The organism is Cupriavidus gilardii (assembly GCF_008801915.1).
Taxonomy (GTDB): domain Bacteria; phylum Pseudomonadota; class Gammaproteobacteria; order Burkholderiales; family Burkholderiaceae; genus Cupriavidus; species Cupriavidus gilardii.
On the sequence record NZ_VZOV01000001.1, the window covers coordinates 77,955 to 93,176 of the forward strand.

Here is a 15,222-nt window from a genome sequence, read left to right on the forward strand (position 1 = left end):
GGGAGCGACCGCGGCAACGACGACGGCGGCGCGCGAGGCGCTGCCGCCCGGCGTCCGCTATGTCAACGACACGGGGCCGGGCATTACCCGGCGCCTGCTGCGCGGCCGCTTCGCCTACTTCGCGCCGGACGGCACCCGTATCCGCGATCGCGACACCATCGCCCGCATCGACGCGCTGGCGATTCCCCCCGCCTACCAGGACGTCTGGATCTGTCCCGATCCGCGCGGCCATATCCAGGCCACCGGCCGCGACGCGCGCGGCCGCAAGCAGTATCGCTACCACCCGGCGTGGATCGCGCTGCGCGACGAAAACAAGTACGACCGCCTGCTGGCGTTCGGGCGCGCGTTGCCGCGGCTGCGCCGGCGCGCCCGGCGCGACCTGCAGCGCAACGGCATTCCGCGCGAGAAGGTGCTGGCCGCCGTGCTGCTGCTGCTCGACGCGACGCTGGTGCGGGTCGGCAGCCGGCGCTACGCGCGCCAGAACCGCACCTACGGTCTGACCACGCTGCGCCGTCGCCATGTGCAGGTGCGCGGCAGCCGGCTGCGCTTCCTGTTTACCGGCAAGAGCGGCGTCGAGCATGACGTGACGCTGCAGGACCGCCAGCTGGCGCGGCTGGTGCGCACCTGCGCGGACCTGCCGGGCCAGCACCTGTTCAAGTACCGCGACGAGGACGGCCAGCTGCGCGAGGTCGGTTCCGACGATGTCAACGCGTACCTGCGCGAGCTGGCCGGCGAGGACTTCACCGCCAAGGACTTCCGCACCTGGGCCGGCAGCGTCCACGCACTGGCCGAGCTGCGCAAGGCGCCGGCGGCCGAGACGGACGCGGCCCGCAAGCGCGCGGTCGCCGCGACGATCAAGATCGTGGCCCGGCGCCTGCGCAATACGGTAGCGGTATGCCGCCAGTGCTATGTCCACCCGGCGGTGGTCGATGCCTATATGAACGAGCGGATGGCGGCCTGCGCGCAGTGCCGTCGCGCCGTCGCGGCGCTGAGCATGGATGAGACCCGGCTGCTGGCGTTGCTCGAAGCGCAGGGCGCGGCGGCGGGCGGCCGCGGCTAGCGCGGCCTCACGAGGGCTCGCTGTGCTCGAGCAACTCGTCGATGGTGCGGATCAGCGCATCCGGCGCGCACGGCTTGCGGCAGTAACGCACGTTCGGATTGGGCACCTCGGGCAGCGTCTGGATGCTGGTGAAAACGACAATCGGTGTATGACTTAGCGACGCGTCGCCGAGCAGCAGATGGCATAGCAAGGCACCGTCGCCGCGCGGCATGACCCAGTCGGTGACCACCACCGCTGGGTGCAGCCGCTGCGCGGCATCGAAGCCGGCCAGTCCATCTTCGGCCAACTCGACGGTAAATCCCGCGCGGCTCAGGGCACTGGCCATCGCGTGAGCCACGGCGGGATCGTCGTCGACGACGAGTACGGTTCGCACGGTGATACCTTGTGTTGGCAGATCGCAATGGTGTCGCCGTTGCCATGCAAGCCGCGCGCCAGGGTCATGCTTGCCGCCGCGCGGCAACCGGGGCGCGCCAGCGGACGGTGCGGTCTTCCGTCCGGCGTTCAACTCTTCGGGGCACGCCCCGTGCGCAGCGCATCGATGCGCCGCTGCACGCCCGGCTGGCCGAACAGCGCCTGCACATCGAAGCGCAGCCGGCGCTGCCAGTTCGGATGGCCGCTGGTAGTGCCCGGCAGATTGGGCTGCTCGACGTCGGCCAGCAAGTCCTCGACGGGCACCAGCCGCAGCGGCGTGCGCGTGCGCGACAGCCAGGCGAGGATCGTGGCGACCGGCGCGCGGTCGGGGTCGGGCGCCTCGCCCCTGGCCAGTCCGGCATCGCACAGCGCCTGCCACAGCGCCTGCCGGTCGCGGGCGCGCTCGGCGCGCGCGCCTGCCTCGGTGACATCCGGGCCAAGCTGGTCCAGACGCGCGCGCCAGGTGATGTCCTGCCCCGCCCACCAGCCGGCGATGGTCGGCAGGTCGTGCGTGGCCGAGGTCGCCACCGCGTTGGCCGGCCAGCGCTCCGGCGGCACGAAAGGCGCGGGAGCCGGCGGGGGCTCGGCCGCCTTGCCGTTGTCCTGTTTGTCCGGCTGCTCGCGCTCGAACCACAGCACGTCGATGCCCAGCATGCCGCGCTCGGCCAGCGTGGCGTTGAAGGTGTCCGGCACCGTGCCCAGGTTTTCGCCGATGATGATGGCGCGATGGCGCCACGACTCGAGGGCAATCAGCCGCAGCAGGTCGTCCATCGGATAGCGCAGATAGGCGCCCGATTCCGGCGGCATGCCCTCGGGCACCAGCCAGACGCGCGCGAGCCCCAGCGCGTGGTCGATGCGCAGCCCGCCGACATGCGCGAGGTTCGCCCGCAGCATCTCGATGAAGCCGGTGTAGCCGTGCCGGCGCAGGCCGCGCGGCGAAAACACCGTGATGCCCCAGCTTTGGCCCAGCGCGTTGTACACGTCGGGCGGGGCGCCGGCGGAAAACCCCTGCAACATTTCGTTCTGCCGCGTCCAGGCATGGCTGCCGGTGGGGGCGGTGCCGACCGCCAGATCGCCGATCAGGCCGATCGCCATGCCGGCATCGCGCGCGCTGCGCTGCGCCGCGCGCAGGCCGTCGTCGGCCAGCCATTGCAGGAACACGTGGTAGCCGATCTCGTCGGGAAAGGCGCTGGCGAAGGCCGACAGCGCCGCGTCCTGCGGCGAGCGATGCGTGACGGGCCAGCGCCGCCAGTCGCCGGCCACCTGCAGCTCGGCGCGGGTGCCGGCCTGCGCCACGTGCTGGGCCTGCAGCGCTTCGAAGGCAGCGTGCGCGAGCAGCGGCGTGCCGCCATTGGCGCGGAACTTGGCCAGATCGTCGGCGGCGTCCGCGGGCAGCAACTGGTCGCGGTGGTCCCACAGCCAGCGCGTGATTTTCAGCCGTGCCTGCGCGACCGCCGGCCAGTCGATCTCGGCCTTCGATTCCAGCGTCTGCATCAGCCCGCCCAGCTGCAGCGCCGAGATCGCGCGCGCCACCGCCGCCTGGCCGAACACCGGCGCCGGATCGGCGTACAGCACGTTCAGGAACAGCCGGCTGGACGGCGAGTATGGGCTGTAACGCTCGGGAAAGGCCGCAAAGCCGGCGTGCAGCGGACTGATGGCGACCGCGTCGGCGCCTTCGCGGGCGGCCGCCTCGGCGAACATCGCCAGCGCGCTCAGATCGCCGATGCCGGCCGGCGCGCCGCGGCGCAGCCCGTAGACCTGTACTGACGGGCCCCAGGGCTTGCGGCTGATCCGCTCCTGCTCGGACAGGCCGATGCCGCGCAGCGCGTCCTGCACGCCGAAACAGCGCAATGGCGCGACCGCCACCTTTACCTCGACATCGCCCATCAGCAGCCGATGATAGCCATGGCTCTGCACCGCGGGGACGATCAGCGCGCCATGCGCATCGCGCCGCGCGACGCCGGTCTGCACGCTGCCGTCTTCCAGTTCGAGCCGGAACGGCTGCTCCTGCCGGGTATGGACGAGCGGCACGCGGATCGGCTTGCCCTGGTCGGCGGTCAACAGCGGCGCCAGCGCGGTGGCGGCATCGTCGGCCAGCATCCGGGCACGCGAGGCCTCGCACTGGCCGATGGTCCTGCACGGCAGATCCAGCCGTTCGAGCACGGCCCGCAGCGATGCCTCGGGGACCACGCGTTCGCGTCCCTGGGCGTCCTGCCAATGGACCAGCAGGCCGGCGCGCTGGGCGAGCAGATGCAGCGATGCGAGCGCGGCATCGGGATTGGCTTGGCGCGGCATGGTGAGACTCCTTTGTGGCTGGCTGGTCGGGATGGCGGACGATGGCAAGGATGGCCGTTGAACCGGGTCCGTCCGCTACGACGGCCCCGACGGCGCCAGCGTGGCGGCCAGCAGCACCGCGGCATGCGGCGCGACAGGCTGGACCGGGTGATCGAGCGGCGCTTCGGGCAACTCCGGCCGGGCGCTGTCGAACAACCGGGACCAGATCAGCGCCGGCGGCGGCAGCTGGTATTCGACCGGCTCGGTGCCGGCGTTCAGCAGCAGCACCGTCACATGGACCTGGCCGTTGGCGTCGCGCGTCGCGCGCCTGAGCGCCAGCGTCCGCTCCTCGGGATTGGACCACTGTTCGGGTGTCAGCGGTTGGCCGTCGACGCCGAACCAGCCGATATCGTGAAGTCCCGGTGCGAATTCCTGACGACCGTGCAGGAAGTGGCGCTCGGCATAGGCGGGCAGCCGCGCGCGCAGGCCCAGCAGCCGGCGCACGCACTCGACCATGCCCCGCCCGGTGGGCGTCCGTGCCTCGTCCCAGTTCAGCCACGACAACTCGTTGTCCTGGCAGTAGGCGTTGTTGTTGCCCTGCTGCGTGCGCAGCCATTCGTCGCCGGCGGTCAGCATCGGCGTGCCTTGCGACAGCAGCAGCGTGGCCATCATCGCGCGCGCGACCTGGCTGCGGGTGGCAAGGATGGCCGGATCGTCGGTCGGGCCTTCCACCGTGCCGTCGGGGCTCCAGTTGGCGCTGGCGTTGTCGTCGGTGCCGTCGCGGTTGTCCTCGCCGTTGGCCTCGTTGTGCTTGGAGGCGTAGCTGACGAGGTCCGCCAGCGTGAAGCCGTCATGCGCGGTGACGAAGTTGATCGAGGCCCAGGGCTTGCGGTGGCGCCGGTCGAACAGATCGGCCGAACCGGTCAGCCGCGCGGCCAGATCGCCGCGCTGGCCGGGGTCGCCGCGCCAGTAGCGCCGCACGGTGTCGCGGAACTTGTCGTTCCATTCGGCGAAGCCGGGCGGCTGGTTGCCGACCTGATAGCCGCCCGGACCGAGGTCCCAAGGCTCCGAGATCAGCTTGACCCGCGACAGCACCGGGTCCTGCAGCACCGCGTCGAAAAAGCCGGCACCGGGATCGAAGCCGTTGCCCTCGCGGCCCAGCGTGCTGCCCAGGTCGAAGCGAAAGCCGTCCACGTGGTAGCACTGGACCCAGTAGCGCAGCGAATCGAGCACCATCTGCAGTACGCGCGGATGCGACAGGTTCAGCGTGTTGCCGCAGCCGGTGTCATTGATGTAGTGGCGCTCGTCGCCCGGCACCAGCCGGTAGTAGCTGGCATTGTCCAGTCCGCGCCACGACAGCGTCGGACCCAGCTCGTTGCCCTCGCAGGTGTGGTTGTAGACCACGTCGAGAATCACCTCGATGCCGGCCGCGTGCAGCCGGCGGATCGCGACCTTGACCTCGTTGAGCTCGCCGCCGCTCAGGTAGGCCGGTTCGGGCGCGTAGTAGCTCAGCGTGCTGTAGCCCCAGTAATTGCGCAGACCACGCTGGACCAGGAAGCGGTCCTGCAGGAAGGCGTGGATCGGCAGCAGCTCGATCGTCGTCACGCCGAGGTGGTGCAGGTGGTCGACGAAATGCGGGTCGGCCAGCGCCGCGAAGGTCCCGCGCTGATGGGGCAGCAGATCGTCGCGCCGCATCGACAGCCCGCGCAGGTGCGCCTCGTAGATGACGGTGCGCTCCCACGGCACAGCCGGGGGACGGTCGTCGCCCCAATGAAAGCTTTCGTCGACGACGATCGCCTTGGGCATCATCGGCGCGCTGTCGCGCCGGTCCGGCGTCAGGTCGGCGCGCGGGCTCTGCAGCCGGTAGCCGAACAGCGCATCGGCCCAGCGCAGCGGCCCGGTCAGCTTGCGCGCATAGGGGTCCAGCAGCAGCTTGGCGGGGTTGAAGCGATGGCCGTGGTGCGGTTCGTACGGGCCGTGCACGCGATAGCCGTAGACTGTGCCGAGCGCGGCGTGCGGCAGATAGCCGTGCCAGACCTCGTCGGTGCATTCGGGCATCGTCAGCCGTGCCAGCTCCTTGCGGCCGTTGCGCGAGAACAGGCACAGCTCGACCCTGGTGGCGTTGGCCGAGAACACCGCGAAGTTGATTCCCAGGCCGTCCCAGTGGGCGCCGAGCGGGTAGGGTTTGCCGGGAAGCAGCGTGCTGGCGATCGGGGAACGCGACAAGCAGGACCCTCCTAGTCGGGCAGATGGCGCAGCAGCAGCGTCGCCAGCGGCGGCAGCGTCAGCGACAGCGAGGCGGGCAGCCCATGCGACGGCTCGGCTTGCGCGAACAGTTCGCCGCCGTTGCCGACATTGCTGCCGCCATAGCAGGCGGCATCGGTATTGACGATCTCCTGCCAGCGCCCGGCATGCGGCACGCCGAGCCGGTAGCCGGGCCGCGGCACCGGCGTCATGTTGACCACCGCGAGCACCACGTCGCCGCTGTCAGGCGCCGCGCGGCGCAGATAGGCGAACACGCTGTTATGGCTGTCGTCGCCGATCACCCAGCTGAAGCCGCCCGGATCGTGGTCGCAGGCGTGCAGCGCGGGCAGCTCGCGATAGACGCGGTTCAGGTCGCGGATCAGCATCTGCATGCCGCGATGGCTGGGATGGTCGAGCAGCGCCCAGTCGAGCTGGCTCTCGTGGTTCCATTCGAGCCATTGCGCGAGCTCGCCGCCCATGAACAGCAGCTTCTTGCCCGGGTGGGTCCACATGAAACCGAAATACGCGCGCAGGTTGGCCAGCTTCTGCCAGTGGTCGCCCGGCGCCTTGTTGATCAGCGAGCCCTTGCCGTGCACCACCTCGTCATGCGACAGCGGCAGCACGAAGGCCTCGGACCACGCGTAGACCATGCCGAAGGTCATGTCCTGGTGATGCCAGGCGCGGTGCACCGGATCGTGCGACAGATAGCGCAGCGTGTCGTGCATCCACCCCATGTTCCACTTGAAGGTGAAGCCCAGCCCGCCGCTGTCGACCGGCACGGTCACGCCCGGCCACGCGGTCGATTCCTCGGCGATCGTCATCGCGCCATGGCAGCGCTCGCGCACCACCGTGTTCAGCTCGCGCAGGAACGACACCGCTTCCAGGTTCTCGCGTCCGCCAAAGCGGTTCGGCACCCACTGGCCGGCCTTGCGGCTGTAGTCGCGATACAGCATCGAGGCCACTGCGTCGACCCGCAGTCCGTCGATATGGAATTCGCGCAGCCAGTGCAGCGCGCTGGCCAGCAGGAAGCCGCGCACCTCGTTGCGGCCGAGGTTGTAGATCAGCGTGTTCCAGTCCTGATGGAAACCTTCGCGCGGGTCCTGGTGCTCGTACAGCGCGGTGCCGTCGAACTGCGCCAGGCCGTGTGGGTCCGTCGGGAAATGCGCGGGCACCCAGTCGAGGATCACGCCGATGCCGGCCTCGTGGCAGCGGTCGACGAAGGCGGCGAAGGCCTGCGGCGGCCCGAAGCGCGCGGTCGGCGCGAACAGCGACAGCGGCTGGTAGCCCCACGAGCCGCCGAACGGATGCTCGGTGATCGGCAGCAGCTCGATATGGGTAAAGCCCAGGTCGCGCACATACGGAATCAGGCGTTCGGCCAGGATCTCCCATCCGCGCGAAGGATCGTTGACCTCGCGCAGCCACGAGCCGGCATGGACCTCGTAGATCGACATCGGCGCCGAATAGGGGTCCTGGCTGGAGCGGCGGCTCATCCAGGCCTGGTCGGTCCAGCCGAACGGCGGTGCCGACACGCCGGTCTGCGTGACCACCGACGCGGTGCCGGGCGGCAGCTCGGTCGCCAGCGCCAGCGGATCGGCCTTGTCGGGCAGCGGATGGCCATTGGCGTCGCTGAGGTCGAACTTGTAGCGGCTGCCGGGCTGTACGCCGAGTCCGGCCGGCACGAACAGCTCCCACACGCCGGCGCCATAGCGCAGCCGCATCGGATGGCGCGCCGGATGCCAGCCGTTGAAGTCGCCGATGACCGAGACGCGGCTGGCGTTAGGCGCCCACACCGCGAAGCGCACGCCCTCGATGCCATCGACCGTCATCCATTGCGCGCCCAGGCAGCGGCCCAGCTCGAAATGCCGGCCTTCGCCGATCAGGTGCAGGTCCAGCTCGCCGAGCAGCAGGTCGAACGAATACGGATCGGCGCTCAGCTGGCGGGTGCCGTCGCCCCAGGTGATATCGAGCCGGTAATCGCGGCGGCCCAGCTTGTCGGGCAGCGTGCCGGCGAAGATGCCGCCGGCGTGGATGCATTGCATCGGACCGATCGCGTTGCCTGCGTTGTCGGCCAGCGCGACCGACTGCGCGCCGGGCAGGCAGGCACGCACCACCATCCGCTCGCCCTCCCGGTGCGGGCCGAGCAGCGAAAACGGATCGGCATGCCGCGCGCCCAGCAGGGCGTCGAACTGGGCGGCGGTGTGTTCCGATTGCCCGTGCGGGCCCCGCGTCGACGCGGGGCCGGAAAAAGTCGTCGTGGCCATGATTGCGTCTCAGACGTGAGGGGCGGGAGGCGGCGAGGCCGGCGGGGGCGCGGCCGTGCCGGCGGGCGCGCCGGTCAGCGTGCGGATCAGCCGCGCCAGTCCGTGCACCGGCAGGTCGATCCAGGTGACCCGATTGTCGGCCTCGTACTTGACCTCGTAGGCGGCGCGCTCGAGCAGGAACAGGTCGAGCAGCGGCTGCATCTGGCCGGGAGCGGCCCACGGGTGCAGCGCGGTCTCGGCCACCTCGCGGTAGCCGCCGAGGAAGGCCTCGGTGGCGGTCTGGCGGAAGCGCTCGAGCAGGCCTTCGCGCCGCTCCGCCTGCGCAGGCGGCAGCGTCGAATGCGTGCGCTCGCTGCGGTCGGTGCCGACCGTCGCGGCGGCATAGTCGAACGAGCGCAGGATGCCGGCCACGTCGCGCAACGGCGACGTCTTGCGGCGGCGGTAGGCCAGCGGCAGGCCCGGCTCGCCCTCGAAGTCGATGATGTAGGTGTCGTTCTGCGCGATCAGCACCTGGCCCAGGTGCAGGTCGCCGTGAATACGCGTCTGCAGGCTGCCCGGTGCCGCCGCGGCCAGCGCGGCGACCAGCTCGGGCAACCGTTCGCGGCTGTCGAGCACCGCCTGCACGTCGGCGCGGTAGCGCTCGCCGATCGCGCCCTGCGGCGGCTGGCCGGCGCCGGCGCTCATCAGCTGCAGCGCGGTGTTCAGCGCGGCCATCGCATCGTCGGTCCACTCCCGTACCTGCGCCTCGCCGGCCGGCACCGGCGCGAAGGCCTCGTCTTCGCTGGGCCGCGCCAGCACCGCGTGCAGCTCGGCCAGGCGCCGGCCCAGCGTCGCCGCCATCGCCGCGAAGCCATGCATCGCTTCGGTGAACTCGTCGTCGCCGTTCTCGTTCTCCATCGGCAGCGCATCGTCGATCGCGCGGCCGATATAGTCGAGCGTCCAGTTCCAGCCGTCGCCCTGGTTCAGGATGTAGCCCTGCAGCAGCATCAGCGTATGCGGCGTACCGTCGGCGCCGGTGCGCACCACTTCGCCGAGCAGCGCGGCGGCGTTGGCATAGCCCTGCTCGGTCAGATAGCGCGTCATCTCGGCTTCCGGATGGATGCCGCCGGAGACGCGCCGCACCAGCTTGAGCACCGCCGAGTTGTTGAACGACAGGGAACTGTTCGATTGCTCCGCCGACATCCACTGGACCGGATCGTCTTCCAGCGCCAGCGCCGCCAGGCCCGGGCCGCCCCGGAAGTGGATCTGCCCGTGCGGCGTGGCGATCTCGGTGCCGGCGCGCAGCGCCTTGACGACCTCGCGGGCGAAGCGTTCGACCACGAAGCCGTCGGTCGCAAGGCCGACCCGGCTGCCGCGGCGCACGCGCGCCATCGCGAGCCCGTGCGCCAGTTGCGGCACGCTCGCGCCGGGCGCGTCGTGGTCCCACAGCACGCTGACCGGCAGCTGGTAGCACTCGCTGCGCCCCTGCAGCGCGACCTCGACCTCGGACAGATAGATCGCTTCGCCGGGCGCGGCGGCGCCGAACGGCACCGCATAGGCAATGGTGACGCCCTGGATCTTCTCGCTCTTGGCGCCGAACCAGCGGCGCCGCGCGATGTAATCGGGCAGTACCTCGTTCGACAGGATGCGACGCGACGCTTCGGTCAGGTCGGCTTGCGCGGTGTTTTGCATGATCAGCGTGATCAGCTCGGGCATCTGCTGCGGCGCGTCGACGTGCCAGGACGGCGGCTGCGCCTCGGTGGACAGCACGAACCAGTAGAAGCCATAGGGCGGCAGCGTCAGCAGATAGGTCAGCTGGCCGATTGCCGGGAACGGGGTCGCGCCGAGCATCTCGACGGGCACCCGGCCCTCGAACTCGGACAGGTCCAGCTCGACGGCCTGCGGCGCGCGCGACAGATTGGCCACGCAAAGAATGTGCTCGCCCTCGTATTCGCGCAGATAGGCCAGGATCTTGCGGTTGCCGGGGAACAGGAAGCGGAAGCTGCCGCGGCCGAACGCCCGGTGCTGGCGCCGCAGCGCCAGCATGCGGCGCATCCAGTTGAGCAGCGAATGGGTGTCGCGCGACTGCGCCTCGACATTGACGGCTTCGTAGCCATACAGCGGGCCCTGCAGCGGCGGCAGCACCAGCCGCTCGGGATCGGCATGCGAGAAGCCGCCGTTGCGGTCCGGCGACCACTGCATCGGCGTGCGCACGCCGTCGCGGTCGCCCAGGTGGATGTTGTCGCCCATGCCGATCTCGTCGCCGTAGTAGATCACCGGCGTGCCGGGCATCGAGAACAGCAGGCTGTTCATCAGCTCGATGCGGCGCCGGTCGCGCTCCATCAGCGGCGCCAGCCGGCGGCGGATGCCCAGGTTGATGCGCGCGCGGCGGTCCGACGCATAGACCTCCCACAGATAGTCGCGCTCGCTGCTGGTCACCATCTCCAGCGTCAGCTCGTCATGGTTGCGCAGGAAGATTGCCCACTGGCAGTTCGGCGGAATTTCCGGCGTCTGGCGGATGATGTCGGTGATCGGAAAGCGGTCCTCCCGCGCGATCGCCATGTACATGCGCGGCATCAGCGGGAAGTGGAACGCCATGTGGCATTCGTCGCCGTGCGCGGGCCGCTCGCCGGTGGCCGGCGCGCCGCCGAAGTACTGCTGCGCGTCCTCGGGCCACATATTGGCCTCGGCCAGCAGCAGCCGCCCCTGGTAGTGGTCGTCCAGATGCTTGCGGATCTGGCGGATCACCGCATGGGTCTCGGGCAGGTTCTCGTTGCTGGTGCCCTCCCGCTCGACCAGATAGGGCACGGCGTCGAGCCGCAGCCCGTCGATGCCCATATCGAGCCAGAACCGCATCACCGACAGCACGTCGCGCAAGACCAGCGGATTGTCGAAGTTCAGGTCCGGCTGGTGCGAATAGAAGCGGTGCCAGAAATAGGCCCCGGCCACCGGGTCCCAGCTCCAGTTCGACTTCTCGGTATCGCAGAAGATGATGCGCGTGCCGCTGTAGGCCTGGTCGGTGTCGGACCAGACGTAGTAATTGCGCGCGGCCGAGCCTGGCTTGGCATGGCGCGCGCGCTGGAACCACGGATGCTGGTCGGAGGTATGGTTGATCACCAGCTCGGTGATCACGCGCAGCCCGCGCGCATGCGCCGCCGCGATGAAGCGCCGCGCCTCGGCCAGCGTGCCGTATTCCGGGTGGACATTGCGGTAGTCCGCGATGTCGTAGCCGTCGTCGCGGCGCGGCGACGGATAGAAGGGCAGCAGCCAGATCGTGTCGACGCCGAGGCTGACCAGGTAGTCGAGCTTCGCCAGCAGCCCGGCGAAGTCGCCGACCCCGTCGCCATTGGCGTCGTAGAACGACTTGATGTGCAGCTGGTAGATGACCGCGTCCTTGTACCACAGCGGATCGGCGTTCAGCAGCGCGGTGCTGCCGCGCTCGGAGAGGCGCTTCATGCAGACTCCTCGCGTCTTGGCTTGACATGCCACAGGGCGAACGGCAGCGCGTGCGGATCGAGCCGGATGCGCTGATGCTTGCCTTGCCACTGGAAGCGATGGCCGTGCATCAGATCCTCGGCGGCCAGCGCGCCGTGATCGGGCAGGCCCCACTCCCACAGCGGCAGTTCGATATCGGCCTCGCGCACCGCGCGCGGGTCCAGGTTCACCGCGGCCAGCAGCACGTCGTCGCCGAAGCCCGCGTCCGGGTCGTGCGAGGTCGGCACATAGCGCGCGAAGTACAGCACCGCGTCGTCGCTGGCATGCAGGAAGCGCAGGCCGAGGTGGTTCTGCAGCGCTGGATGGCTGGCGCGGATCTGGTTCAGCCGCGTGATCTCGGCAACGATATTGCCGGGCCGGTTCCAGTCCCAGGCGCGCAGCTGGTACTTCTCCGAATCGAGATACTCCTCCTTGGTCACGCCGTTGACCACCAGCGGCGTGCCTTCGCACAGCTCGAAGCCGTTGTACATGCCCCAGAGCCCGGACAGCAGCGTTGCCAGCGCGGCGCGGATCAGAAAGCCGGGCCGCCCCGAGTCGTGCAGGAAGTAGGGATTGATGTCCGGCGTATTGACGAAGAAGTGCGGGCGGAAGTATTCGCGCAGCGGCGTGCGCGTCAGCTCGGTCATGTACTCGATCAGCTCGCGCTTGTGGTTGCGCCAGGTGAAGTAGGTGTACGACTGGCTGAAGCCCAGCTTGGCCAGCCGCGCCATCATCTTCGGCCGCGTGAAGGCCTCGGCCAGGAAGATGGTGTCGGGATGGCGCTCGCGCACGTTGGCGATCATCCATTCCCAGAACGGCAGCGGCTTGGTATGCGGGTTGTCGACGCGGAAGATGCGCACGCCTTCGTTGACCCAGAACATCACCACGTCGCGCAGCGCGATCCATAGCGCGGGTGCGGCGCCGCCCTTGGCGTAGAAGTCGACGTTGACGATGTCCTCGTATTTCTTCGGCGGATTTTCCGCATAGCGCAGCGAGCCGTCGGGCCGGTGCGCGAACCATTCGGGATGCTCGCGCAGCCACGGGTGGTCGGGCGAACACTGGATTGCGAAGTCGAGCGCCAGCTCGAGCCCCGCTTCGGCACTGGCCGCGCGCAGCCGGCGGAAGTCCTCGATGGTGCCCAGTTGCGGATGGATCGCGTCGTGCCCGCCCTCGGGCGAGCCGATCGCGTACGGGCTGCCCGGATCGTCCGGTGCGGCCCGCAGGCTGTTGTTGCGGCCCTTGCGGTTGGCATGGCCGATCGGGTGGATCGGCGGAAAGTACAGCACGTCGAAGCCCATCGCGCGGATGGCCGGCAGGCGCGCGATCACGTCGTCGAAGGTGCCGTGGCGCTCGGCATCGCCGCTCTGCGAGCGCGGAAACAGCTCGTACCAGCTGGCGAAGCGCGCCGCCAGCCGGTCCGCCTCGACCGGCATCGCGACCGGATGGCGCGTGGCGAAGTGGCGCGGGTCGGCTGCCTGCATCAGCGTGCGGGTATGCGGCGACAGCAGGATCTCGAGCCGGCGCAGGTCGTCGCCGGCGGCCGCCTCCAGCTGCGCGGCGACGTCGCGCAGTGCGCGCGATGCTTCGCGCTCACCGCTGCGGCCGTGCCGCAACGTATTGGCGACCAGGCGCGCGCCTTCCTCGATTTCCAGCGTCACGTCGACGCCGGCCTGCTTCTTCTTGTTGACCTCGTCGCACCAGGTGGCAAACGCATCGTGCCATGCCTCGACGGTGAATTCGTGCCGGCCCAGCGCGGTCAGCGCGAAGCTGCCGACCCAGCGGTCATTGACGGTGGGCACCATCGGCGCCTCGTGCCAGCTTTCCTCGCCGGGGCCGCGCCACAGCACGACGGCGGCGAGCTTGTCGTGGCCGTCCATCCAGATATCGGCGCTGACCTCGACGCGCTCGCCGGTCACCCGGCGCACCGCGAAGCGGCCGTTGTCGCAGGCCGGGGCGACGTTTTCGATGGCGATGCGCGGCGCCTGCACGGCGGCGGCGACGCTGCGTTCGAGCGCGGCGCGCACCGAGGCGCCGAAGCGCTTGCCCTCGCGCCGGGCCGGCTCGGCCAGCGCCGCCGACGGGGCGGCATGGAACAGCTGGACGCCGGCCGGAGCCAGCGTGATGATGTCCAGCGCATCGAGCAGCGTGCCCGCCTCGACGCCGCCGCCCGGTCCGCCGTCGGCGGCCAGCAGCGTGCCCGCGCCATGCGGCAGGGCGCTGAGGATGCGATCGGCGCCGAGGCTGGCCGGCTGCTGCGTATCGGGATTGATCACGATGGCCAGCGGCAGCGGCGCGCCGGCGGCGGGAATCGGCAAGCGCGCCAGCGCGATCAGCGTGCCATCGGCGCCGCTCAGCTGGCGCACGGCCAGCGCAGGAGCCGGACCGCGCGCGGCGATCCAGGCGTTGGCATGGATCAGTTCGTGCGACAGGTCGTAGCTCAGGCCCGGGTCGGCATCCCCATCGCCATCGCGGAGGCCGGGCCGGTCGTCGGGCTGGTCGCGCGGAGGGTCGTCCTCGCAATCGCCGCCGCCGCATTCGAAGCCGGCGGGCACCAGGATGCCGTCGCCCAGCGCTGCCGCGGTCCACAGCGCGCGCCGTGCGGCCAGCGCGTCAAGGCCCCGGGCCTGGATCGCCGGCGCCGCCAGCACCGCGCCGAAGGGGCGCAGCCGGGCGATTTCCTCGGCCAGCCAGGGGCTGCGGTAGTCCCACCACGGCAGCGAGCAGAAGGCGCCATCGAAGCCCCCGCCGCTCAGATCGGCCAGCTGCGCCGGGCTGGTGCCGGGCGTCCACGCCAGCATCAGCGGCGGGCGCCGTGCGCCCGTGTGGCTGCCGCCCGTGCTTGTGTCACTGGTGCCCTTCAACGCGGCGCTCAGCCTGGCCCAGTGCCGTCCCGCCACGCGGGCCGGCGCCCGGCACACATAGCCGGCGATATCGAGCTCGGCCAGCCCCTGCAGCCGCTGGGTCCACCACGACACCAGCGCGGCGGCGACCCCTTCGTCGTGCCAGCGCAGCCGTGCGCCCGGCAGATGGTTGTCGGTGTCGCGCGGATCGGGCATCGCGCCGTCGTGCCGCCAGAGCGGATCGATCGGCGCGGCGCTGTCGGGATAGCGGTCCAGCGCCAGTTCGAGCAGGCAGGCGAGCCCTTGCGCCCGGCAGTGGGCGGCGAGCGCGGCCAGTGTCTCGGGCGGGGTATGCAGCGCGGAGGCGCCTGTCAGCAGCACATGATCGAAGCCGAGCGCCTTGGCCCGGGCCAGGGCCCCGAGGGTGCCGTCATTGGCCTGGTGGACAACATTCGGATCGATCTGGCAGATGCGCACGGATTGGCTCGTCGGAGGCGATGGACAGTCCGGGCACTGATGCGAAGCGCGTGCCAATATACCGCCGCGTCGGACAAGCACCGACGCGGCGGCGGAGCCGCCCTTGCTGGGCAAGGCATCGCGCAGGATTGCGGCAAGGACGCCGCTTGCCGATCTGACAAGCCACGAAATGTGGCCTGTAAAAACTACAGTGCCGCGCTGC

7 protein-coding genes are annotated in these 15,222 nt (G+C 70.3%); 1 reads left to right on the plus strand and 6 read right to left on the minus strand.

Translation table 11 applies throughout. The features are described 5' to 3' along the window. Nucleotides 1-40: 40 nt before the first annotated feature. The gene (locus F7Q96_RS00335; RefSeq protein WP_151022023.1) at nucleotides 41-1,060 is read left to right on the plus strand and encodes a DNA topoisomerase IB; all 1,020 of its coding nucleotides are present in this window, start codon (nucleotides 41-43) and stop codon (nucleotides 1,058-1,060) included. A gap of 7 nt (nucleotides 1,061-1,067) precedes the next feature. On the opposite strand, the gene F7Q96_RS00340 is transcribed toward F7Q96_RS00335, so the two are convergent. From F7Q96_RS00340 to F7Q96_RS00365, 6 genes are all read right to left on the minus strand, one after another. Next, a complete protein-coding gene (locus F7Q96_RS00340) occupies nucleotides 1,068-1,433 on the minus strand; it encodes a response regulator (RefSeq protein WP_144425974.1) in 366 nt (121 codons plus the stop codon). Nucleotides 1,434-1,561: 128 nt separating this feature from the next. Beyond that, on the minus strand, nucleotides 1,562-3,766 hold the full coding sequence (gene malQ, locus F7Q96_RS00345) for a 4-alpha-glucanotransferase (RefSeq protein WP_053824231.1): 2,205 nt from the start codon (nucleotides 3,764-3,766) through the stop codon (nucleotides 1,562-1,564). Nucleotides 3,767-3,841: 75 nt separating this feature from the next. Continuing rightward, nucleotides 3,842-5,971, minus strand: a complete 2,130-nt coding sequence (gene glgX, locus F7Q96_RS00350; RefSeq protein WP_053824230.1) for a glycogen debranching protein GlgX — start codon at nucleotides 5,969-5,971, stop codon at nucleotides 3,842-3,844. A gap of 11 nt (nucleotides 5,972-5,982) precedes the next feature. Further along, the gene (glgB, locus tag F7Q96_RS00355; RefSeq protein ID WP_082371795.1) at nucleotides 5,983-8,250 is read right to left on the minus strand and encodes a 1,4-alpha-glucan branching protein GlgB; all 2,268 of its coding nucleotides are present in this window, start codon (nucleotides 8,248-8,250) and stop codon (nucleotides 5,983-5,985) included. A gap of 9 nt (nucleotides 8,251-8,259) precedes the next feature. Further along, entirely contained in the window at nucleotides 8,260-11,685 is a 3,426-nt protein-coding gene (gene treS, locus F7Q96_RS00360) for a maltose alpha-D-glucosyltransferase (RefSeq protein ID WP_151021886.1), read from the minus strand. Continuing rightward, on the minus strand, nucleotides 11,682-15,020 hold the full coding sequence (locus F7Q96_RS00365) for an alpha-1,4-glucan--maltose-1-phosphate maltosyltransferase (protein WP_053824229.1): 3,339 nt from the start codon (nucleotides 15,018-15,020) through the stop codon (nucleotides 11,682-11,684). The genes treS and F7Q96_RS00365 overlap by 4 nt, the downstream gene beginning before the upstream one ends. Nucleotides 15,021-15,222: the final 202 nt, after the last annotated feature.

Coding starts and splice junctions, on each gene's coding strand:
- treS (WP_151021886.1), bottom strand. CDS start 11,685: ATGAAGCGCCTCTCCGAGCGCGGCAGCACCGCGCTGCTGAACGCCGAT.
- glgB (WP_082371795.1), bottom strand. CDS start 8,250: ATGGCCACGACGACTTTTTCCGGCCCCGCGTCGACGCGGGGCCCGCAC.
- malQ (WP_053824231.1), bottom strand. CDS start 3,766: ATGCCGCGCCAAGCCAATCCCGATGCCGCGCTCGCATCGCTGCATCTG.